Origin of the sequence: Arenibacter antarcticus (assembly GCF_041320605.1) — a bacterium.
GTDB classification, from domain to species: Bacteria; Bacteroidota; Bacteroidia; order Flavobacteriales; family Flavobacteriaceae; genus Arenibacter; species Arenibacter antarcticus.
This window is the reverse complement of record NZ_CP166679.1, coordinates 2,540,343-2,561,543: the sequence shown is the minus strand read 5'-3', so window position 1 is coordinate 2,561,543 and position 21,201 is coordinate 2,540,343. Positions and strand designations below refer to the sequence as shown.

At 39.4% G+C, this 21,201-nt stretch carries 19 protein-coding genes; 9 read left to right on the top strand and 10 right to left on the bottom strand.

The features are described 5' to 3' along the window. Window position 1: 1 nt before the first annotated feature. The 3 genes from KCTC52924_RS10515 to KCTC52924_RS10505 all read left to right on the top strand — a co-directional run bounded on the left by KCTC52924_RS10515 (window position 2) and on the right by KCTC52924_RS10505 (window position 4,746). Window positions 2-1,402, top strand: a complete 1,401-nt coding sequence (locus KCTC52924_RS10515) for a neutral/alkaline non-lysosomal ceramidase N-terminal domain-containing protein (RefSeq protein ID WP_251808182.1) — start codon at window positions 2-4, stop codon at window positions 1,400-1,402. Between the two features lie 12 nt (window positions 1,403-1,414). Further along, window positions 1,415-2,980: a hypothetical protein gene (locus KCTC52924_RS10510; RefSeq protein ID WP_251808181.1), complete on the top strand. Its 1,566-nt coding sequence runs from the start codon at window positions 1,415-1,417 to the stop codon at window positions 2,978-2,980. A gap of 386 nt (window positions 2,981-3,366) precedes the next feature. Beyond that, the gene (locus KCTC52924_RS10505) at window positions 3,367-4,746 is read left to right on the top strand and encodes an exonuclease domain-containing protein (protein ID WP_251808180.1); all 1,380 of its coding nucleotides are present in this window, start codon (window positions 3,367-3,369) and stop codon (window positions 4,744-4,746) included. Window positions 4,747-4,792: 46 nt separating this feature from the next. Here the strand turns inward: KCTC52924_RS10505 and KCTC52924_RS10500 are convergent, their stop codons facing one another. From KCTC52924_RS10500 to KCTC52924_RS10490, 3 genes are all read right to left on the bottom strand, one after another. Further along, window positions 4,793-4,918 carry a hypothetical protein gene (locus KCTC52924_RS10500; RefSeq protein ID WP_285903392.1) on the bottom strand — a complete coding sequence of 42 codons (126 nt, stop codon included), beginning with the start codon at window positions 4,916-4,918 and terminating at the stop codon, window positions 4,793-4,795. Between the two features lie 320 nt (window positions 4,919-5,238). Further along, window positions 5,239-6,648 carry a rhodanese-like domain-containing protein gene (locus tag KCTC52924_RS10495; RefSeq protein ID WP_251808179.1) on the bottom strand — a complete coding sequence of 470 codons (1,410 nt, stop codon included), beginning with the start codon at window positions 6,646-6,648 and terminating at the stop codon, window positions 5,239-5,241. Window positions 6,649-6,827: 179 nt separating this feature from the next. Continuing rightward, window positions 6,828-8,552, bottom strand: coding sequence for a SulP family inorganic anion transporter (locus tag KCTC52924_RS10490; RefSeq protein ID WP_251808178.1), 1,725 nt, complete (start codon window positions 8,550-8,552; stop codon window positions 6,828-6,830). 149 nt (window positions 8,553-8,701) lie between these two features. Here KCTC52924_RS10490 and KCTC52924_RS10485 point away from each other — a divergent pair, with 149 nt between their 5' ends. Continuing rightward, entirely contained in the window at window positions 8,702-9,577 is an 876-nt protein-coding gene (locus tag KCTC52924_RS10485; protein ID WP_251808177.1) for a DUF1080 domain-containing protein, read from the top strand. Between the two features lie 107 nt (window positions 9,578-9,684). Here KCTC52924_RS10485 and KCTC52924_RS10480 read toward each other — a convergent pair whose 3' ends face one another. The 5 genes from KCTC52924_RS10480 to KCTC52924_RS10460 form a co-directional block, all read right to left on the bottom strand. Beyond that, window positions 9,685-10,839, bottom strand: coding sequence for a cytochrome-c peroxidase (locus KCTC52924_RS10480; RefSeq protein ID WP_251808176.1), 1,155 nt, complete (start codon window positions 10,837-10,839; stop codon window positions 9,685-9,687). A gap of 88 nt (window positions 10,840-10,927) precedes the next feature. Continuing rightward, window positions 10,928-11,560, bottom strand: a complete 633-nt coding sequence (locus tag KCTC52924_RS10475) for a Crp/Fnr family transcriptional regulator (RefSeq protein ID WP_251808175.1) — start codon at window positions 11,558-11,560, stop codon at window positions 10,928-10,930. Window positions 11,561-11,571: 11 nt separating this feature from the next. After that, a complete protein-coding gene (locus KCTC52924_RS10470) occupies window positions 11,572-12,351 on the bottom strand; it encodes an aldose 1-epimerase (protein ID WP_251808174.1) in 780 nt (259 codons plus the stop codon). 20 nt (window positions 12,352-12,371) lie between these two features. Further along, window positions 12,372-13,352 (bottom strand): PLP-dependent cysteine synthase family protein, encoded by a 981-nt coding sequence (locus tag KCTC52924_RS10465; RefSeq protein ID WP_251808173.1) that lies wholly within the window; start codon window positions 13,350-13,352, stop codon window positions 12,372-12,374. A gap of 327 nt (window positions 13,353-13,679) precedes the next feature. Next, entirely contained in the window at window positions 13,680-14,921 is a 1,242-nt protein-coding gene (locus KCTC52924_RS10460; RefSeq protein WP_251808172.1) for an ABC transporter permease, read from the bottom strand. A 3-nt stretch (window positions 14,922-14,924) separates the two neighbouring features. On the opposite strand from KCTC52924_RS10460, the gene KCTC52924_RS10455 reads away from it, so the two are divergent. After that, window positions 14,925-16,172: an exo-beta-N-acetylmuramidase NamZ domain-containing protein gene (locus tag KCTC52924_RS10455; protein WP_251808171.1), complete on the top strand. Its 1,248-nt coding sequence runs from the start codon at window positions 14,925-14,927 to the stop codon at window positions 16,170-16,172. Here the strand turns inward: KCTC52924_RS10455 and KCTC52924_RS10450 are convergent. Continuing rightward, the gene (locus tag KCTC52924_RS10450; protein WP_251808170.1) at window positions 16,163-17,014 is read right to left on the bottom strand and encodes a sterol desaturase family protein; all 852 of its coding nucleotides are present in this window, start codon (window positions 17,012-17,014) and stop codon (window positions 16,163-16,165) included. The two genes, KCTC52924_RS10455 and KCTC52924_RS10450, sit on opposite strands and share 10 nt — an antisense overlap. A 409-nt stretch (window positions 17,015-17,423) precedes the next feature. Here KCTC52924_RS10450 and KCTC52924_RS10445 point away from each other — a divergent pair, with 409 nt between their 5' ends. Continuing rightward, the gene (locus KCTC52924_RS10445) at window positions 17,424-18,140 is read left to right on the top strand and encodes a bifunctional 2-polyprenyl-6-hydroxyphenol methylase/3-demethylubiquinol 3-O-methyltransferase UbiG (protein ID WP_251808169.1); all 717 of its coding nucleotides are present in this window, start codon (window positions 17,424-17,426) and stop codon (window positions 18,138-18,140) included. A 56-nt stretch (window positions 18,141-18,196) separates the two neighbouring features. Continuing rightward, window positions 18,197-18,976 carry a hypothetical protein gene (locus KCTC52924_RS10440; RefSeq protein WP_251808168.1) on the top strand — a complete coding sequence of 260 codons (780 nt, stop codon included), beginning with the start codon at window positions 18,197-18,199 and terminating at the stop codon, window positions 18,974-18,976. A 239-nt stretch (window positions 18,977-19,215) separates the two neighbouring features. On the opposite strand, the gene KCTC52924_RS10435 is transcribed toward KCTC52924_RS10440, so the two are convergent. After that, window positions 19,216-19,848 carry a 7-carboxy-7-deazaguanine synthase QueE gene (locus KCTC52924_RS10435; protein WP_251808167.1) on the bottom strand — a complete coding sequence of 211 codons (633 nt, stop codon included), beginning with the start codon at window positions 19,846-19,848 and terminating at the stop codon, window positions 19,216-19,218. Window positions 19,849-20,033: 185 nt separating this feature from the next. Here KCTC52924_RS10435 and KCTC52924_RS10430 point away from each other — a divergent pair, with 185 nt between their 5' ends. Further along, entirely contained in the window at window positions 20,034-20,267 is a 234-nt protein-coding gene (locus KCTC52924_RS10430; RefSeq protein WP_251808166.1) for a conjugal transfer protein TraF, read from the top strand. Between the two features lie 218 nt (window positions 20,268-20,485). Further along, a complete protein-coding gene (locus KCTC52924_RS10425; protein ID WP_251808165.1) occupies window positions 20,486-21,100 on the top strand; it encodes a MarR family winged helix-turn-helix transcriptional regulator in 615 nt (204 codons plus the stop codon). The last annotated feature ends 101 nt before the right edge of the window (window positions 21,101-21,201 follow it).

Sequence of the window (21,201 nt, the reverse complement as noted above, 5' to 3'; positions counted from 1 at the left end):
GATGCAAAAATGGGGAAAGGTATTGTTAAAAATAGGGGTCGGCTTATTGCTATTGTTGGGCTTAATTTTCTTTATTGCTACTGCCTCTATAGATACCACCCCCTATTTTGAAACGGAATACTACCATAATACCATCGCGAAAATGGAGGTGGCGGCTAAAAACAAAACTGAAGCCCAGGGCTCTCTTTTAGCCGGATTTGCAAAAGTAAATATTACCCCCACGATAGTCGAGGGGAGCCCGAATCTCGAAATAGGTGAATTTAATCGAATTAAATTAGCTGGATATGGGGATGGGAAAATTGCCAATGGGGTGCACGATTCCATTTACGCCAAGGCAATAGCATTACAAGTAGGGGAACAAAAGTTGGTATTGATTAGCGCCGACCTCCTCTTAATGCCAGAGCCTGTAGTGATAGCGGTTTCGGAAAAACTAAAAGGACTTATAGAACGGGATCAACTATTATTTGGAGCAACACACACTCATTCTAGTATTGGGAACTGCCTTCCCAGCTATGTTGGCGAAAGTTTTGGTGGAGCGTATCAACCAGAAATGGTAGCCTGGCTAAGCGATAAGTTTGTCACCCTTATAAAAAAAGCGATAGCAGATAAACATCCAACTAAATTTTCATCGGGTTATATTAGAGTTCCCAATGTAGTTCGAAATAGGATTATTGGGGAACCAGGCAGATTAAACGATAAATTGGACGTGTTGTCCTTTGTACAGGACAACGGTAAGAAGGCAACCATAGGGATCTATTCTGCACACGCCACGGTAATAAGCACCTTTAACGACAAATTTAGCGGAGATTATCCTGGGTATTTTCAGCGACATTTAGAGGCGAACGGAACAGACCTTGCTCTTTTCTTTGCTGGTACCGTAGGGAGTCATTCCAACAAAGGAGAAGGTGAGAAATTTGAAAAAGCAAAATATATAGGGGAAACCCTAGCCGATTCCGCACAAGTAGTCCTAAATAGATTGGAATACAATCCAAACGTCCATTTATCAGCCATCACCACAGAATTGGAAATCCCAAAACTGCAATTCCTAAAGATTTCTGACCGACTGCGATTATCACCATTTATAGGTCAAAAATTAATGCCTGAAATAAAATCCATCCCCCTACAAGGATTCCAATTAAACAATCTTATATGGCTAGCATTGCCCTATGAACTAAGCGGAGAATATGGATTGGACCTTAAAAACGCTTTGGAAGCAGAGGGATACCAAATGGTCTTAAGCAGTTTTAACGGACAATATCTAGGTTATATCATCCCGCCAAAATACTATTATTACGACACCTACGAAGCAGCATTAATGGGGTGGTACGGTCCAAGTATGGGGGATTATCTCATGGAACTTAATTTTAAAATGGCCAATGTACTTACCCATTCCAAATTCTAAAGAGGCAACACTATGAAAGCATTTAAAAGAATCATAAAAATAACGGGACTCCTCTTTTTCCTATTTCTAATTGTTCTGGTTTCAATAGCCATGTACAATTGGCGGGACCGGCATCCGGAGTATTCCATAGATCTTAAGATAGAAAATAGTGCCCTTCAACCCATTAGGGCAGGGTTTGCAAAAAGGCCTATTACCCCAACCATTGTAGACACATGGAACGATGCCAATGGAAACCACAAATACAACAAAAGTGAGGGAGACACCTACAATGACAACAATAATAATGGCATATTTGACGCGTATTGGATTGCTGGCATGAGTAATGCCAAGCCTGCCCAAGGAGTCCATGACGATGTATGGTCTAGGGTAATGGTCATTGAGGATAACAATACAAGAATCGCCCTAGTATCATTGGATGCTATAGGTTTTTTACATGGAGACGTGGTCGATATTCGGAAACGCCTTCCCAAGGAATTAGGAATAGACTACACCCTAATTGCCTCGACCCACACCCATGAAAGCAATGATCTTGTTGGAATATGGGGAGAGAACATATTTAATTCTGGGGTTAACCCGGAGATGATGGAATACGTAAAAACCCAGACAGTGGCTGCCATTACAGAAGCGGTGAGCAATATACGAACTGCCAAACTGGTCTTTGCGGAAGATCTTTCGGGGGCCGACGCAAAGTTTATAAAGGATACTAGGAAACCCATTGTAAAGGCAACGGGAATTCATTTAATGCAGGTGCTGGATGCAGAAAATGGTACTACCATGGGCACCGTGATCAATTGGGCCAATCATCCGGAGACCCTTTGGTCTCAAAACCTTTTGATTAGCTCAGATTTTCCGCACTTCATTCGGGAAGCCATAGAAACTGGTGTGTATCACGATGGACAATTAATGCAGGAAGGATTGGGCGGAACGGCCATCTACTTTTCGGGAGCTATAGGTGGCCTAATGGCACCGCATCCCTCTTTGGCAATACCACATCCCTTCACCGGCGAGGAATTGTCAGAACCAACTTTTGAAAAGACAAAGGCGCTTGGAGATCAAATAGCCCTACTCTCCCTAGCAGCACTAAAGCAAAAGGGGGACACTATTATAGAAAGCAATATTTCTTTAAGGGCAAAGACCCTCTTGGCACCAGTAGAGAACAATATCTTTAAACTAGCCAGTGCCATGGGATTGATTGATATGGGCATGCCCGAATATTTTAAGCTAAGGACCGAAGTAGGCGCCATTCGTATTGGTCCCAGCCTTTGGTTAAGCATTCCGGGGGAAATTTACCCTGAAATTGTATATGGGGGCATTGAAGCGCCCGAAGGCAGGGATTTTGATATTCAACCCTTAGAAATCCCCCCAATAAAGGAGTTAATAAGGGACAAATACAAGTTTTACCTCGGCCTATCCAATGACGAGATTGGATATATTATTCCCAAAAGCGAATGGGACGTAGAAAAGCCCTATCTCTATAATAAGGAAAGCGCTACCTACGGAGAGAGTAACTCCTTGGGGCCAGAAACCGGGCCTATAATTTATAAGGCCTTAACGGAAGTGATTCAGGATTTGGACTAATATGATTTTCTTGGGGTCCATTTTTAATTGAGATTAAAAACTTGAGGTTGAGCAATTATTCACTGCATCCTTAACATTGGCTATTTTAAATCTATAGGGAAGCGACATTATTAATAATAGCTCTGCATTATTAACTGGCAACATAGAAAAACACAACTATCTACTATTTGTTTATCAAGGACAAGGTTAGGTTATAGTTATCGCGATGAAAGATAATCGGGAAGCACAAGCAAGCAAGTAATCAAAAGTTTACACTATCCCGTAATTGGAAAGGTTATTGGCACACATGTTTACACTTGGAAGCCTCCATCTGAATAATGATGTAAGAACATCATTATTCCATGATTTTCCCATAACTTTATTGTCCTTAAATCTTAAAGTAATAGATGTACAGCATTATAGATATAGAAACTACCGGGAACGGAATAATGGGCAATAAGATTACAGAAATCTCCATTTTCAATTTTGATGGTGAGGAAATAGTGGATGAATTCACTTCTTTGGTAAATCCGGAATGCGAAATACCTCATTTTATCACCGGATTGACAGGGATAGACGATAGTATGGTCAGAAACGCTCCAAAATGGCATGAAATAGGGGCCAAAGTATTGGAAATGACCCAAGACACCATTTTCGTGGCCCATAGCGTTAATTTCGACTATAATGTAATAAAGAATGAATTTAAGGATTTAGGGATTCCCTATATCCGGAAAAAACTCTGTACGGTTCGACTTTCCCGTAAATTGATACCTGGATTAAATTCTTACAGTTTGGGGAAATTATGCACCGCTCTAAACATTCCCTTAACCGATCGGCATCGGGCAAGAGGAGATGCGCATGCAACGGTATTGTTGTTTAAAAAATTAATGATTGCCGAGGGAGCTGATAGTGTATTCCAAACCTTTCTTAACTCGCGTTCACAGGAAGCCACTCTCCCACCCGGACTCCCTAAGGAAGTTTTTGAGAAACTTCCCAATGCGACAGGGGTTTATTATTTTAAGGACGAAAATGGCAGTATCATATATATAGGGAAGGCCATCGATATAAAAAAACGGGTCCTCGGTCATTTCTATAATAAGTCTAATAAGGAAAATCTCTTGTGCAAGGCTACCCACGACATAGATTATGAACTTTCGGGCAGTGAATTGATAGCACTTTTAATGGAATCTGATGCAATAAAACAACATTACCCAAAATACAATTCGAGCCAAAAAAGAAATTCACAAGAATTTGCTATTTTTTCCTATGAGGATAGAAATGGAATTCTACATCTGGCTTACAACAACCTAAAGATGGTTACGGACCCCATATGCACCTTCAATAACATTACGGAATGCAGGTCCTTTTTAGAGGAAATGTGCGAATCCAGCCTTCTATGTCCAAAATTCTGTCATTTACAGGAAAATACTGAAAGCTGCTCCCATTATAGCCTTAGTAGCTGCGAAGGGATATGTAGGGAAAAGGAGCCCCTTTCAGCATATAATGTAAAAGTGAAACGAGCCATTGAAGTCGTAAAGAATAAAAATCAGGATATAATGATTATCGAAAAAGGCAGACAATTTAACGAAGAAGCCTTTGTTTTAATAACGGCTGGGCAGTATAGGGGATTTGGATTTATCGAAAAAAACCAACAGATCACGACCTTGGAGGATTTGGAAAACTTTTTGGAACGTAAAAAAGAAAATATAGACACCATAAGAATAATTTCTTGGTACCTAAGAAAATTCCCCCGTAAAACCGCTCCAATACCACACACAACCCTGTAGTGCATGCAGAGATAGGAAAGCCTGGCTATAAAGCCGTTTCAGGAATCTAATTCTTTTTGCCGCTGCTTAAAAACACTAGTACTATACCCACCAACGCTACGCAGACCACGCCAAAGATTGCAATCATAACAATTCCATTACTCCAATTGACCAAGGGTAAAAATTTCATCATATTCCAAATTGTTTAAAATTTACAGATGCTAAAATAGTAGCATATAGTTTCAAATAATATGACTAATGTCAGCATCTAAAAATAATTCATCAGGTGCATTAACAAACTAAAATACAACAAAAATCTCCTAGTTACACATCAAAACTCACATAATTAAACCCAACTGGTCAACTATAAAGTCGATAATAAAAATATTGGATTACGATTAAATCACTAAAAGCAGGCAACCCTACCTCAAAAAAAATGCCCAAACAATAGGACATCTAAGTCTATTATTTGGGCAAATCTACTTATCAATTATATTCTTTACGATTAATTTCCTACAGTGTTGTGGGACACACATAGTCTGTAACCGGCACCCCGTTCTCCTTTAATCCCGCATACCCCCCTGCGATATCAATTAAGTTATGGATACCTCTACTCTTTAGGATTGAAGCGGCAATAACCGATCTATAACCTCCGGCACAATGCACATAAAATGGCGCTTCCTTCGGGAATTCTCCCATATATTGGTTAAGATAGTCCAAGGGTGTGTTATGGGCATCCACCACATGTTCCGATTGGTATTCCGAGTCTTTTCTCACATCGAAAACTGGAACTTTATCTTGAGCCAATATTGTTTTTAAATCACTTGCCGGAATAGAGGTAATGGTATCATAATCCTTACCTGCATCTTTCCAAGCATCAAAACTTCCATTCAAATATCCTATGGTGGCATCAAAACCAACTCGGGATAAGCGTATAATGGCCTCTTCTTCCTTTCCTTTATCCGTCACCAACAAAATGGGTTGTTTCACATCTGCGATCAGGGCTCCTACCCAAGGTGCAAATCCGCCATCTAATCCTATAAATATCGATCTGGGAATATGGCCCTTTACAAAATCGTCCTGATGGCGCACATCCAAGACTATCGCATCGGTAGCATTCGCCGCTTCCTCAAATTCATCTGGAGAAAATGCAGTAGTTCCCTTTTTTAGGATTTCACTGATATCTTCATATCCTTCCTTGTTCATCTTTACGTTTAGTGGAAAATATTTTGGTGGCGGCAATAATCCGTCTGTGACCTCTTTTATAAATTCTTCCTTGGTCATATCTGCCCTGAGGGCATAGTTCATTTTTTTCTGGTTCCCCAAGGTGTCCACCGTCTCTTTCATCATATTCTTTCCGCAAGCAGATCCCGCTCCATGAGCAGGATAAACAACCACCTCATCGTTTAGCGGCATAATTTTATTTCTAAGACTGTCGAACAGTATTCCCGCAAGATCTTCTTGAGTCATATTTGCGGCCTTTTGCGCTAGATCTGGTCTGCCAACATCTCCCAAAAACAAAGTGTCTCCAGAGAAAATGGCATGGTCCTTCCCATTTTTATCCTTCAAGAGGTAAGTAGTACTTTCCATGGTATGTCCTGGTGTATGCAATACTTTTATGATTAACTCTCCCAATGGGAATTCTTGTCCGTCTTTGGCTATAATAGCATCATAAGTAGGATTGGCCAAAGGACCATATACTATAGGTGCTCCGGTTTCCTTAGAAAGAGTAAGGTGACCACTTACGAAATCAGCATGAAAATGCGTTTCAAAAATATATTTCACCTTGGCTTTATCTTCTTTTACACGTTGAAGGTAGGGTTCTACTTCACGCAAGGGATCAATAATAGCTACTTCTCCTTTACTTTCAATATAATAAGCACCCTGTGCCAAACATCCGGTATATATCTGTTCTATTTTCATCTCAATTAATTTTGTTGTTTTTCAGGTCGATTTTGAATATGGCATTAATGGCATATCACAAAATCTTTAACCTTAAAATTTACTGTTATATTTAAAGTGTTTCCTTAAGCTCCCAAGAATTACTTTTTCTTGAGGGTTCTTTACAAAAATAAAGGATATCTTTCACTTCGTCGGTAACTTTAGTTACCGAGATTTTGATAAGCTACTTTTTCCCTGAAACGAGGAATGGCCTTGGGGTCGTCAAAATAGTCCACAGCCTCTTTTATTTTCACAAAAAGATAGGCCTTATCCAAGCAATTAACAATTCCACTACTGAATATGATATCCCTAGTAGGTCCTATTGCCCCTGCTATAAAGAACTGTATATTCATTTCATGAATGTCCTCTATAACCTGGATAAGCATATTAGAGGCACTTGCATCGATATAATTTATAGCTTCTGCATTCAAAATCACCGCTCTTAACGTAGGACCTTTTGCATGGATATACTTAAAAAGCTGACTTTTAAAATAGGCGGTATTCCCAAAATATAGCTGGGAGTCGAACCTAACAATCAATAGGTCATCACGCACCTCTACCTCATCCCCAAAGCGATTGACATTCTTATAATAATCCGACTCCTTTATTTTTCCCAAAACCGCAAAATGGGGCTTAGAGGTTCGGTATACCATTAACAACAATGCCAATAACACCCCAATTAGGATGCCTTGTACAATACCTACGGAAAGCGTCATTAAAAAAGTAAGCAGCAGCACCGAAAATTCGTCCTTATGTTGTTTCCATAAATATTTTGGATAGGATAGGTCGATCAATCCAAATACAGAAACCATAATAATGGATGCCAATGCCGCTTTGGGCAAGTTATAAAACAATGGGGTTAAAAACAATAAGGTTAATACCACCATAAGTACACTGACCACTGAGGCGACGGTACTTTTTGCTCCCGCATCAAAATTTATGGCAGATCTGGAAAAACTGGAAGTAACGGGATAGGCTTGAAAAAAGGAACCTATCATATTTGCACTTCCCAAGGCTACCAATTCTTGATTGGGGTCTATGGTTTCTATCTTGGTCTTCTCCTCAAAAGCCTTGCCTATGGAAATGGCTTCTAAATACCCCAACAGTGCCAATGTCAATGCAATTGGCCATATCTGCGTTACCTTATCCCAAGTAATATTATGCAACTGAAAGCTTGGTAATCCTGCCGGTACTTTTCCCACAACCTGAACATCGTAGGCCTCCAAATTAAAAAAATACACTACCAAGGTGCTCAATACCACCACCACCAATATGGCGGGAAACTTTTTAAGCCATTTTTTAAATGATACTATAATAAGAATCCCTGCAATGCCTATACCAAAGTCGTAGATATTGGTATAAGAGAGGTTTTGAAAGGTATTTATTACTAGAATGTGAAACTTATTACTATTGGCAATATCAGCTCCCAATAAGTGTTTTAACTGACTGAAAATAATAATGAGGGCGGCGGCAGAGGTAAAGCCACTGATGACGGGTTTGGACATAAAGTTCACCAAAAACCCCATCCGTAGCAGTCCCAACGACAATTGAAAGAGCCCCACCATAAAAGATAGGAACAGTGCCATAAGGATATAATTCTCTACTCCTGTAATGGCCAAAGTTCCCAATCCGGCAGCTACAAGCAGTGAGTCCATGGCCACTGGGCCAACCGCTATTTGCCTAGATGTTCCCAAAAAGGCATATACCAGAACGGGAAACAAGGAAGCATATAATCCGTATACCGGAGGCAAACCCGCAATCATTGCATAGGCCATACCCTGCGGAATAAGAATTATCCCCACTGTAAGTCCGGCTACAATATCTTTCCCAAAATATTCTTTGTTATACTTTGGCAGCCAATCTAAGAAAGGAAAAAATCTTCTCATTTGTCAAAATTAGTATTAAATACTTAAATCGAATGTAATCAAGGTTACACAATTCACATTCCCTTCTATAATCCCGAAGCAACATACCCAGATAAATAAAAATTAAAACTCCTATCTTGTACCCTTAAATTCATGAAAAATAATTTAAAATGCGGAACTATCTCACCATTGTATTGTGCTCCCTATTAGTACTGGTATTCTGCCAGTGTGGTACTGTAAAACCAATTTCCCAGCAAGAAAATGACGGCTGGATCAATATGTTCAACGGAAAGGACATAAAGGATTGGACCACCAAGATACACCATTATGAAGTAGGCGATAACTACGGGGACACCTTTAGGGTAGAGGACAGTATTATTAAAGTGCGATATGATAAGTATGAAGGCGACTTTAACGAAAGTTATGGTCATCTTTACTATAATACACCATATTCGTATTACCATTTAGTGATAGAATACAGGTTTGTGGGCGAATTACATCCTGGAGCTCCCAGTTATACGATAAAAAATAGTGGTGTCATGTTTCACTCACAAGACCCCAAAACCGTGTTGAAGGAGCAAGATTGGCCCATATCGGTGGAAATGCAGTTTTTAGCAGGATTAGAAGAGGGGAAATCGAGACCCACAGGCAATATGTGTTCCCCAGGTACTGATGTGGTATACAAAGGAAAAATAGACCCGCGTCATTGTATAAATTCTACTTCAAAAACCTATTTTGGTGATCAATGGGTCCGTGCAGAGGCCATAGTTTTGGGAGATTCCTTGGTAACGCATATTATCAATGGGGAAAAAGTTCTGGAGTACGCCAAACCACAAATTGGAGGTGGAGTAGCCAACCGATACGACCCAGCGATTAAAATTGACGGCAAATTATTGAAGGAGGGATTTATAGCCCTACAATCTGAAGGGCAACCCATAGATTTTAGAAAAGTATCCCTAAAAAACTTAAAAGGATGTATGGATCCCAAAGCAAAAAATTATCGGGATTACTATATAGAACCAGATATGGTGGATTGTAAATACTAAACCAAAACCTGTTTATTTTTCTTCGTTTCCTATATGCCATTCTTGGCTTTCACCAAATACCTAGATTCTTTTATAATACCGATTCTATAGGATTAAAATTAGGCTGCCTAGTGAATATTTCCTCCTACGGGAAGTCCACTAGGCACTTTTTCGGGAATATCCGTATCAAAATTAGGGTCATTCAACGTATTTAAAAAGGAGATGATCCTAGACATATCCTTCACGCTAAGCTGTAGCTCCCTAACAAACGGATCAAACATTTCTTTGGACACCAAAGGGTTCCTAGTTTTCCCAAAGGAGATATCCTCATAAAATTCCAGCACTTGTCTTAGGTTCTGGAAACTTCCGTTGTGCATATAGGGTGCTGTAAATCTCAAATTTCGAAGGGAAGCCGTTCTAAAAGCAAAACTCTCATCTATACCCCCATCAGGAGCATTTAATTTTTTATTCTCTGGTACCCCCAATACATGTAATTTATAATCTGAAAACATGGGCCCATTATGGCAGTTAATACATCCTACGGATTTAAAGAGGTCAAAACCTTCCTTTTCGGAATTGGAAATGGCATTAAAGTCACCATTCATATACTGATCAAAGCGCGAATTATTGGCTAGCAAGGTTCTCTCAAAGGCTGCAATGGCCTGTGATATACTGATACTATCTATGGCGACATGTTCTCCAAATGCATGGGCAAAAAGGGTCCTATACTCGGGGATATTCATTAATCTTTGTGCCACTTCGATTAATATTTCAGATTTCTCAAAATGATCGCCTTTCATTTCTTCCAAAGTCTTAATAGGTTCTAGAGCTTGTTTTTCCAAGCTCTTTACCCGGTCGTCCCAAAACATAGAGGCCTCTTCAGGATTATATCCCTTCCCATTGGCAATCCCATTAAAGGCAGTGTTTAGAATGGTTGGGGAGTTGCGTTTCATTATTGGGATTGAATTGGGTGTATTAAAAATCCGTTTACTGCCCAGCCCTCTCCCATTGGCACCAATAGAAAGATCTAAAAATTCTGCGTAACCAGTTGAAGGGTGATGGCAGCTGGCACAGGAAACGTCCTTTCCTCCAGAAAGAATGGGATCATAGAACAAAAGTTTTCCCAAATACTCTTTTTCTGGGGAGTTGGGATTATTTAAAGGAAATTTAATTTCTGATGGCAGTGCAGCAACAGTAGGCATTGGCCTAACTGGCTCCAAATCTATTGTTTTTTCCACTTTAGGGTTCCCGCAGCCTATCCATACCAATATGGGTAATACCATTACATATTTTATAGCGCTACTTTTCATCTTTGTGGTAGTTCCCCTAAATACCAAGCCACTTCTCCCTTTAATAATAAGTGATTGATGATTAAAGATTCAATATTTTAATATGATTCCGGTTAAGCTCAATTTTACCATCCTTCTCCATCTTTTTAAGCAATCTAGAGACTACCACCCTTGAGGTGTGAAGGTCATACGCAATATCCTGATGGGTGGCATAAATAACATCATCTTGAGTTACCTTGGCCTTATCATGGAGATGTTTAAGGAGACGTTCATCCATTTTCATGAAGGCAATGGAATCTACCGTTTCCATAAGCTCCATCATTCTGGAATGGTAACTATCCAAGATAAATCGCTGCCAAGTTTTATATTTCCCCATCCAGGATTCCATGTATTTTACGGGAATCATCAATAATTCGGCATCGGTTTCAGCAACTGCCCGTATTTCACTTTTATTCCCACCCATACAACAAGAAAAAGTCATGGCGCAAGTATCTCCCCGTTCAATAAAGTAAAGCAGAAGCTCATCTCCTTCATCATCTTCCCTCATAACTTTTATTGCACCTCGCAACAATAGGGGCATCGTTTGCACCAGGTCACCAATATCCATTAATTTTTCTCCCTGCTGTATTTTTCTATAAACACCAATTTTTCTGATTTCCTCCAGTAATTCCTCCTCAAAAAGATAGCCGTAATAACGCTCTAACAATTCTTCCATACCTTTACCATTCAAAAATCAGACATTATCATCACTTTAAATATATTCTCAGATTTCTTCAGGTTCTGAAAACCTGTATGCAATTGAGGCTGTTCTACATTATAAGGATAAAATGTAATGGGTTCTATACACACCATATTGGACACTTCTGTCCACAGCATAAAATTCCCAAAACCTTCGGTAGTAATCTTTAATTTCTTACCATCGGTCAAGGTTAACGAATCACAATTCAGTATAGGAAGCGCCCTATTTCCGACTTCCATTATTTGGTTTAGGGAGATAATCCTATTCCCAGCTGTAATTACCGGATTGGAGGTATGCAATTTAAAGGCGGGATGATATCCCAACATAAAAGGCATAACATCCTCGGCCTTTATTTCAAATTGGATGGTGAGTCCTTTTTCGCTTAGATGGAAAGATTTTGTGAACTCAAAATCATAGGGCCAATACAAATATTCTTCTGTAGATTTATCGGGGAACTTGGCATTTTTAACCTTGGTTCCTGCAACATATTTTTTAATAAAGGTTGTGCTATTTTCCGTCTGCTGGGCAAGTTCATACTCCAGTTCTCTAAGCAGACCATGCTGATCCTGAACAGCGATCCCCTTTGGGGTCTGTACCCTAAAATTCGACTCTTGAGTTGGACCAATAACAGGAAACATCTCCGTATCCGAATTTGACCATCCAGGACTTCCTTTTTGGTGGATATACTCATGACCATCTACATTATACCCCACCAATTCCCCAGCATCTATAGTAACCTTTTTTTCGTTTTGTGTTAAGCTTATCATTTAATAATAGTGTTGTTGTATTAACCTATAAAACCTTTTTCCTTCATCCATTCATCATTAAACATTTTACCGACATACCTACTCCCGTGATCGTGGAACAATACCACCACCACATCATCTTTGGTAAAATGTTCCGCCAGCTGTAAGACCCCTTTAATAGCCGCCCCTGCAGAATTTCCAAGAAACATGGCTTCCTCTTTTGCCAAACGTTGGGTGTATACGGCCGCATCCTTATCGGTAACCTTTGTAAATCCGTCTATAATATCAAAATGAACATTCTTTGGCAGAATATCCTCACCTATCCCTTCCGTGATATAAGGATAGATCTCATTTTCGTCAAAGATACCAGTTTCATGATATTTCTTAAAAACGGAACCATAGGTATCTACACCCCAAATTTTAATGTCTGGATTTTTTTCCTTTAAAAAGGTCCCTACCCCAGAAATGGTTCCCCCGGTACCTACGCCCACCACAAAATGGGTAATCTTGCCCTCGGTCTGCTCCCAAATCTCAGGACCAGTACTCAGGTAATGTGCTTTATAATTGGAAGGATTATCATATTGATTTACGTACCAAGAATTAGGGGTCTCTTGTGACAGCCTTCTAGCGGTGGAATAATAACTTTTAGGATCCTCCGGAGCCACATTGTTAGGGCAGACATAGACTTCACTACCCATAGCTTTAAGAATATCTACCTTTTCCTTGGATTGCTTATCACTGATAACGCATACCATTTTATACCCTTTAATAATAGCCACTAAGGCAAGTCCCATCCCCGTATTTCCGGAGGTACTTTCTATAATGGTCCCTCCAGGCTTTAGCAGGCCCGAAGCTTCAGCATCTTCGATCATTTGAAGGGCCATACGGTCCTTCACCGAATTCCCTGGATTAAAAGTCTCATATTTTGCGAGTACTAAGCAGGGTAAATCTGCCGTTATGCGGTTTACTTTCACTAAGGGAGTGTTCCCAATTGTTCCCAGAATATTTTCCGTGTATTTCATAGCCTATAAAGATAATGGATTCTTAAAGGAGGAGCAATATGCTCAATCTGCGATTCTTAATTTAATCGGATTTTTTCCCTTTGGCGCAACATGCTGCTCATCTAGGGCAAACCAAAATAAGCCTAGCCCATTAAGTAAACATACAAAATCTAGATTTCTTTTGAAGGGGGTGTAATGGATTATTGCAAATTTTCATCATAGACTGAGAATCAGCTGGTACTTTATAAGTTATTAGCTCCAATGGTCCAAGGAAAATTAGAGTGCACTATAAAATATCTTAAAATTTTATATTTTGCCCCTCCAAAAATTGCAAAAAGTTAATTTAGTTTATTCAAATTTAATGGCCTTAACAGGAGAAATTTTAGTAATAACATAGGAAGGAATCAACAACATTAGCAAGCATAAGACTAGGACACCTAGATTTAACGCCAATACCATCCAAACATCTATATACACGGGAACATAATCTATATAATACTCCTTGGGGTTAGGGAATTTCAATATCCGAAACTTATATTGCAACCCAATAATCCCCAGTCCTATACTATTGCCCAACAACAGACCAACTCCAATAAGGTAGGTAGCGTTGTACAAAAATATTTTTCGGATACTCCAATTAGAGGAACCCAATGCCTTTAACACCCCAATCATCTGGGTCCTTTCCAAGATCAACACTAAGAGGGCGGTGATCATGTTAAAGCCTCCTACGATAATCATAATACCAATGATGATCGCGATGTTTAGATCGAAGAGTCCAATCCATTCAAAGATCCTAAAATACTTCCCTTGAATGGTTTGCGTATCTAGATCGGACAAGGTTTTTCCATAGATTTCCTTAGCCTTGGATTCCATATCATCAAAATTATCGAGAAATATCTCAAAATTCCCCACTTCATCTGGGGCCCATTTGTTCATATGGCGAATGTGGCGGATATCGATAAAAATATAGGAAGCATCGAGCTCTTCAAAACCACTGTCATAAATTCCCGTGATGATGAATTTCCGCTGATTGGGCATTTTTGATTCATCGTCTTCCTTAAAAAAAATCGCTACAAAGGAATCGCCTGTTTTAAAATTTAAGCGGTTGGCCAATATTTGGGATATCAATACCTCATCATTTAACTCCCCTGAAAAGTCTGGAAGCTTCCCATCTACCAAAAATTCCTTAAATACTTCCCAATTAAAGTCTGTCCCCACTCCTTTGGAAATTACACCCTCAAAAGTTTCTTCGGTCCTAATGATACCAGCCTTTGTGGCTACTCCCTGAATGTGCTTTATACCACTGACCGATTTAAATTCAGGGTAAAATTCCTGTTCTAGAGAGACAGGGACCACGGATACGTCCGAATTATTATTATCGTAGTTATAAATCTGGATATGCCCGTTAAAGGCCGCAATCTTCTCCCTGATCTTATGCTTTAATCCTACTCCGGTCGCTATTGCCACCAACATCATTATGACCCCTAATGCAATTGCTGCGATTGCAATTTTTATTATAGGTGCAGATATACTAATTTTATGCTCCTTTGCAGTAACCAGCCGTTTGGCTATAAAAAATTCAAAATTCAAAATATGGCAGTTTTATCCGTTCTCAAAAATACAGTTTTATTATTGGTTTATATACTTTCTTCTTGTGGAAGCCCATCCAAATCCAACAACAAAGACCAAAGCACCAAGTTGGGTACAACCACATTGGAAAGCGAACCACCTATAATTGTGGCCGCCAACCGAACCGCAAAATACTTGCCCTTGTTAAATGGAAAAAAGGTAGCCGTTGTCGCTAACCAAACCAGTGTTATCTTTAAGGACACGGCCCCCTTGACCTATACTCATATTGTGGACTCTCTGATGAGTTTAAACATAGCAATAAAAAAGGTCTTTGCACCTGAACACGGCTTTAGAGGTGAGGCAGATGCCGGAGAAAAAGTTGTAGACGGCAAAGATGAAAAGACTGGCCTACCTCTAATATCGCTCTATGGAAAAAACCGAAAACCCTCAAAAGAAATGTTACAGGACATAGATGTGGTCCTTTTTGATATTCAGGATGTTGGGGTACGCTTCTACACATATATTGCTACCATGCAATTGGTAATGGAAGCTTGTGCTGCTCAGAAAATTCCTGTGATTATACTGGACAGACCCAATCCCAATGGGCATTATGTAGACGGCCCCAGCATGGAAACCGAACACCGTGGTTTCTTGGGGATGACCAATATTCCGTTAGTTTATGGGATGACGATTGGGGAATACGCTAATATGATTAATAAAGAAGGTATGATGGAGAACAAAGCTAAGGTAGACCTTACTGTAATCCCTTTGGAAAACTACGATCATTTTAAAGACTATAACCTCCCAATTAGGCCCTCTCCGAACCTGCCTAATAACACTTCTATTTACCTATACCCTAGCTTAGGCTTTTTTGAAGGCACTAATATAAATGCAGGCAGAGGAACCGAGTTTCAATTTCAGCGGTACGGTGCACCCTTTTTGGACAGCACCCAATACAACTTTAAATATACTCCAGCCCCAAATTTCGGGTCTAAAACCCCAAAACATAATGGCGAAATTTGTTATGGAAAAGATCTGTCCCAAATGCCAAAAATGAAAACTGTGGATTTAAGCTTTCTTTTGGATGCCTACCAAAACAGTACCGACAAGAAACTATTCTTCCTCACCAGTGGTTTTACAAGACACGCGGGAACAACAAAATTGCAAAAACAGATAGAAACGGGACTCTCGCAAGAGGAAATAAAGTTAAGCTGGCAAGAAGACATTAACCACTTTAAACAACTAAGAGCGAAGCACCTTCTTTATGATTGAGATGTAGATTTCATATCTACTTTTTCCGGGGATTTATAGGTTTTAAAGGGGATTTTCAACAATAATCCAATATCTGAATTTTCCCTTTCATTAAAATAGGTGTCCACCCCGTATACAATATCCTGGTTTGGCAATTTTAGGAAGGTTCCAAAGAGTCGGTCCCAAAGGGAAAAAATATTCCCATAATTGCTATCCGTATAGGGCAATTTGTAATGATGGTGAACCTTGTGCATATCTGGGGAGACAATTATCCAGCTCAACACATTGTCCAGTTTTTTGGGCAAGGAGATATTGGCATGATTAAATTGTGAAAAAACAACCGAAAGAGCCTGATAGATCATTATGATGGCGACCGGTGCACCCACTATTAAAGTTCCAAAACAAGTGAAAATAAAACGGACCATACTTTCTCCCGGATGATGTCTATTGGCAGTGGTGGTATCTACTTGATGATCGGTGTGGTGTATTAGATGAAATCCCCATAACAATTTCACCTTGTGCTCTACCCAATGGGCAAGCCAAGCACTTAAAAGATCTAGCAACATTACCCCAAGCAGTATTTTTATCCACAATGGCATTGCGGGCAGCCACTGTAAGACACCAAAATTATTAGCGATGGTCCAATCACTTGTTTTTAGCAATAAAAATGCCAATGGAAAATTCACCAGGACCGTGGTTAGGGTAAAGAAAATATTGATGCCTGCATGCTTAAACTTCTTGTATTTAAGTTGGAATAAGGGAACGATAGATTCCAATATCCAAAAGAATGCAATTCCCAACACCAAAATCAGGCTTCTATGCGCTGGAGGTATAGATTCAAAATAGTTGTAAATGGTTTCCATGATTTAAAAATACAAAATATTTACAATGAAATGGATGTGCTACAAAATTCCTATTTAAAGGAATCCACGCCCTTACAAGAAGGGCCCTAAGGGAGGTACAGCAGGTTCTATAAAATTAAGGAGAAATAACTGTTTGCAAAATTTCTGCACGGAAATAAGAGAGCTATATCGAAAATCAGCCTCTTGGGGATCGTGCATAATCATGAAATAATCCAATTCCTAAGGCGACCATTTAGGGTGCATGGATATTTCATTAGATTTCTTTCTTCCCAAGAATAACCCTCACCTCAACTTCCGTCATACACAAATAGTACCCTCGGAAATAATAAAATATTATTTCTGATATTATCAAAAGTTACTTCGAAATACGTATAAAAATCCCACTTTTGCATAGAAACACTAAATTTGAATGAATAAGGATATCTTAGGCAAGGCGGTATTGGATTACCAAAATGGAAATTATTTCGAGGATATAAAAACCTTTTCCTCCTTGGAAGAGGAAGACGTTATTCCCGTACCATACCTTTTTAGAGTGTATAAAACGATGCCCGATCTGGAGAAAAAAGCCTTAAAACTCTGCAAGGGAAACATTATGGATATTGGATGTGGCGCTGGCAGCCACAGCCTTTATTTACAAAAAAAAGGATTTAATGTAACGGCCTTAGACAATTCGCCAGGCGCGGTTGAAACCTGTAAACAAAGAGGTATTGATCAAGTGATATTGGCAGATATTTTAGACGTAAAGAACCAAAAGTACGACACCTTATTAATGCTTATGAACGGGATAGGTATCGTGGGGAAATTAAACGAGATCGATGCTTTCTTTACCCATTTAAAATCTCTTTTAAAACCCAAGGGTCAGATTCTATTAGACTCCAGTGATATAATATATATGTTTGATGAGGATGAGGATGGGGGGTATTGGATTCCAGATGGCCAAGAATACTATGGAGAGGTATCCTTTATTATGGAATACAAGGGGCAGAAAAGCGAACCATTACCCTGGCTATACATAGATTACAACACTTTACAACGGGCAGCAATTGCAAATAACCTGACATGTGAGCTGGTATACGAGGGCGAACACTATGATTATTTGGCAAAACTTACCTTGTTAGGGAAATAGAATGGCAAGTTTCCCGTTTTATTAAAGTGGCCAGACCATTATTAAATTAAATGACCATGAGAAAAATTTCCGTATTGTTACTACTAATTTTTATTTGCGCTCTTGGTTGTTCGAAGGATAATGACCTAGACACTTCAAAGACGCCAGATAAGACTGCAAATTTAAAAGATCCGGGAGATTCCGCAAACGACTTTCTTTCCGATTCAAAATATAAGAACTTGGTAATCCAAATAGGTTATGTTACTGGATTTGCCCCTACCGAAATCGCTATTTCCAATTTTGTGTCCCTGCTAAGCCAACGCACGCACAAGGATGAGATTAGCGTAGTATATAAAGAGTTGACTTCCCCTGATAAAGATAGCCTGAGCATAAAGGAAATTTCTGAGTTAGAAACAAAGAATAGAACGATGTACACTAATGGAGATACCTTGGGTCTATATATCTATTTTTCAGATGCTTCATCCAATGCAGATAAACCCGAAGAAGATTTGGTTACCCTAGGTGCAGTTTATAGAAATACTTCAATGGTCATTTATGAGGCCACCATTAGAAAATTGGCGTCAAAAAGCATCTTATTATCCACTGGAGAAGTAGAATCCGCAACCATATGCCACGAAGCTGGACATCTATTTGGATTGGTCGACATAGGATCTCCATCTGTTGTCCCACATCAGGATCCCAGCGCGGAGAGCCATTGCAATATTGCTGGCTGCCTAATGCGGGCAGAACTTCAATTTGGGAATGGTATGGCGAAAATGTTGACCGCAAAGGGTGGAAGAACTCCTGGATTTGGGGTGGAGTGTATTAAGGATTTACGTGCCAATGGAGGAAGGTAATTAAGTAGTATTGAGTACAAAGTATTGAGAGATGAGCCCCTTACTCGGCGAGCCCGAGAATACGAAATTTGTCTAGAAGTAATTCCAAAGTTGGTGATTACGCCTGCATATCACGAGAAAGGCAAACCTGCCAATCAGCAGAGTCCAAAGTACTTTCAAATAAATCTTAAGAAAGCGAAGTTTTTGCTTTATACTCTTTCCCTCTTTAACCCGATTTCTCTTTCAATAATTCGGGATTCCTAGGGAATATTCAGGTATTTATGCGTTTGAAGGGAGACCTTCCATTTCGGGTTTTGCATTACATAATCAACAATCATAGGGACAACTTTATCCCTTACGCTCCACTCTGGTTGTAGGTACAAAATACAGTCTTTATTGGTCTTGGCAGCTTGTTCCTCCGCGAAAATAAGGTCGTGTTTATTGAATACGATTACTTTTAATTCGTGTGCCTTATCATAGATAATGCCCTCGGGTAATTTATTCTTTTTAGGAGAGAGGCAGATCCAGTCCCAGGTTCCCGAAAGCGGATAGGCTCCAGAAGTTTCTATATGGGTCTTGAGATTCTTAGCCTTTAAAGCTTTCGTTAAAGGCCCCATATCCCAAGTTAGGGGCTCCCCACCGGTAATAACTATGGTGTCCGAATATTTTACGGCATTGTTCACAATATGGTCTATCCCCGTTGGCGGATGGGTTTCCGCGTCCCAGCTTTCCTTTACATCGCACCAATGGCACCCAACATCACAACCTCCCACACGAATAAAATAGGCCGCCGTTCCCTTGTGGAAGCCCTCACCTTGTATTGTGTAGAATTCCTCCATCAACGGAAGCATAAGCCCCTGATTTACCAGCGTTAAAACTTCTTCTTTTACCATTTAGCAAAGATAGAAAATAGACTGCTCTGGCCCTACTATTTTAATAAAAGATATATGACATATATGTCGGTCATCTTTGAGCGCAATCTTGTAGCAATCAACAAAAAAGCACAAATTTCTTTATTTAGTTAGGATTCCTTACTATATTTGTTTCGCAATAATGCATCAACCTTAATTGAAAACACATGAAAAAATCAGTTTTTTATCACGCAGGATGCCCAGTATGCTTAAGTGCAGAACATGAGATTCTAGAACTAATTGGCACCGATAATGTAGAAATTGTACATTTTGGTCAAAGTAAATCCCGAATCGCAGAAGCGGAGAAAGCAGGTGTTAAATCTGTCCCCGCCCTAGTAACCCCTAGCGGAAATGTGCTACATATTAATTATGGAGCCTCAATGGCAGACGTAAAGGCATAAGAAGTGTTCACGTATTCTTTTAATCCAAAAAGTTAGGATTCTTTATTGCTAGGGTCCTAACTTTATCTACTTTAAAATTGTCTTCAGTAAACCTAAACATTTTCATCACAGGAAGGAGAAAAGAAAACTGACAAAAACAGAAACCTCCCTTTAAAGTGGTGTTATTTCATTAGGTTAATTAATTTTACCTGTCGGCCAAAACCCCAGTAGGAATTTTTATGAAAGATAAGAGCGTTTTTAATCCGGACTATCAAAATTCCGACATTTCAAGTAAAATTGTTGCGGGTCTATCACGAATATCCGAAGCATTTAAAGTGCTCCTATGGGAAAAAGCCAAACTTCTGGGTCTGAGTCCCATTCAAATACAGATTCTTATTTTTATCGCTTACCACAAACCAAACGATTCCAACGTAAGCTATTTGGCTAAAGAATTTAACCTAACGAAACCTACCATTAGCGATGCTATAAAGGTTCTTCATCAAAAAGGAATGATTACCAAAAATTACTCTCTCACGGACAGCCGGAGTTACAGCATTGAATTGTCCGACACAGGAATAAAGTTGGTAGCAGAAACAGATGATTTTGCCTTTCCATTAAAAAATGGGCTTAAAGATATTGATGAGGCCAGTCTGCAACAACTCTTTGGAACCCTAAGCAACCTAATCTATCATCTAAACCAAAACGGCGTCCTCACCGTACAACGCACCTGTTACGGATGTAAATTCTACAGTAAACATCAAGAAAAGGACTATTGTAACCTCCTTAAAACTGAGTTATTAAACACGGATATTAGATTGGACTGTCCGGAGTATGAGGAAAAAAACCGAATTTGATTTCTACCAACCCTACATCATTTTAAAAAATAGAGTCCACAAGAAGAGAAATAACCTTACATTAATTCACCCACAGCATTGTGTTATCTCCCAATATTTTG

What these genes read in the sequence shown, in the direction of transcription:
- KCTC52924_RS10425 (WP_251808165.1), top strand. Translation starts at nt 20,486, where the DNA reads ATGAAAGATAAGAGCGTTTTTAATCCGGACTATCAAAATTCCGACATT.
- KCTC52924_RS10500 (WP_285903392.1), bottom strand. Translation starts at nt 4,918, where the DNA reads ATGATGAAATTTTTACCCTTGGTCAATTGGAGTAATGGAATTGTTATG.
- KCTC52924_RS10485 (WP_251808177.1), top strand. Translation starts at nt 8,702, where the DNA reads ATGCGGAACTATCTCACCATTGTATTGTGCTCCCTATTAGTACTGGTA.
- KCTC52924_RS10450 (WP_251808170.1), bottom strand. Translation starts at nt 17,014, where the DNA reads ATGGAAACCATTTACAACTATTTTGAATCTATACCTCCAGCGCATAGA.
- KCTC52924_RS10515 (WP_251808182.1), top strand. Translation starts at nt 2, where the DNA reads ATGCAAAAATGGGGAAAGGTATTGTTAAAAATAGGGGTCGGCTTATTG.
- KCTC52924_RS10505 (WP_251808180.1), top strand. Translation starts at nt 3,367, where the DNA reads ATGTACAGCATTATAGATATAGAAACTACCGGGAACGGAATAATGGGC.
- KCTC52924_RS10445 (WP_251808169.1), top strand. Translation starts at nt 17,424, where the DNA reads ATGAATAAGGATATCTTAGGCAAGGCGGTATTGGATTACCAAAATGGA.
- KCTC52924_RS10475 (WP_251808175.1), bottom strand. Translation starts at nt 11,560, where the DNA reads ATGGAAGAATTGTTAGAGCGTTATTACGGCTATCTTTTTGAGGAGGAA.
- KCTC52924_RS10465 (WP_251808173.1), bottom strand. Translation starts at nt 13,352, where the DNA reads ATGAAATACACGGAAAATATTCTGGGAACAATTGGGAACACTCCCTTA.
- KCTC52924_RS10495 (WP_251808179.1), bottom strand. Translation starts at nt 6,648, where the DNA reads ATGAAAATAGAACAGATATATACCGGATGTTTGGCACAGGGTGCTTAT.
- KCTC52924_RS10455 (WP_251808171.1), top strand. Translation starts at nt 14,925, where the DNA reads ATGGCAGTTTTATCCGTTCTCAAAAATACAGTTTTATTATTGGTTTAT.
- KCTC52924_RS10440 (WP_251808168.1), top strand. Translation starts at nt 18,197, where the DNA reads ATGAGAAAAATTTCCGTATTGTTACTACTAATTTTTATTTGCGCTCTT.
- KCTC52924_RS10430 (WP_251808166.1), top strand. Translation starts at nt 20,034, where the DNA reads ATGAAAAAATCAGTTTTTTATCACGCAGGATGCCCAGTATGCTTAAGT.
- KCTC52924_RS10480 (WP_251808176.1), bottom strand. Translation starts at nt 10,839, where the DNA reads ATGGTATTACCCATATTGGTATGGATAGGCTGCGGGAACCCTAAAGTG.
- KCTC52924_RS10435 (WP_251808167.1), bottom strand. Translation starts at nt 19,848, where the DNA reads ATGGTAAAAGAAGAAGTTTTAACGCTGGTAAATCAGGGGCTTATGCTT.
- KCTC52924_RS10470 (WP_251808174.1), bottom strand. Translation starts at nt 12,351, where the DNA reads ATGATAAGCTTAACACAAAACGAAAAAAAGGTTACTATAGATGCTGGG.
- KCTC52924_RS10510 (WP_251808181.1), top strand. Translation starts at nt 1,415, where the DNA reads ATGAAAGCATTTAAAAGAATCATAAAAATAACGGGACTCCTCTTTTTC.
- KCTC52924_RS10490 (WP_251808178.1), bottom strand. Translation starts at nt 8,552, where the DNA reads ATGAGAAGATTTTTTCCTTTCTTAGATTGGCTGCCAAAGTATAACAAA.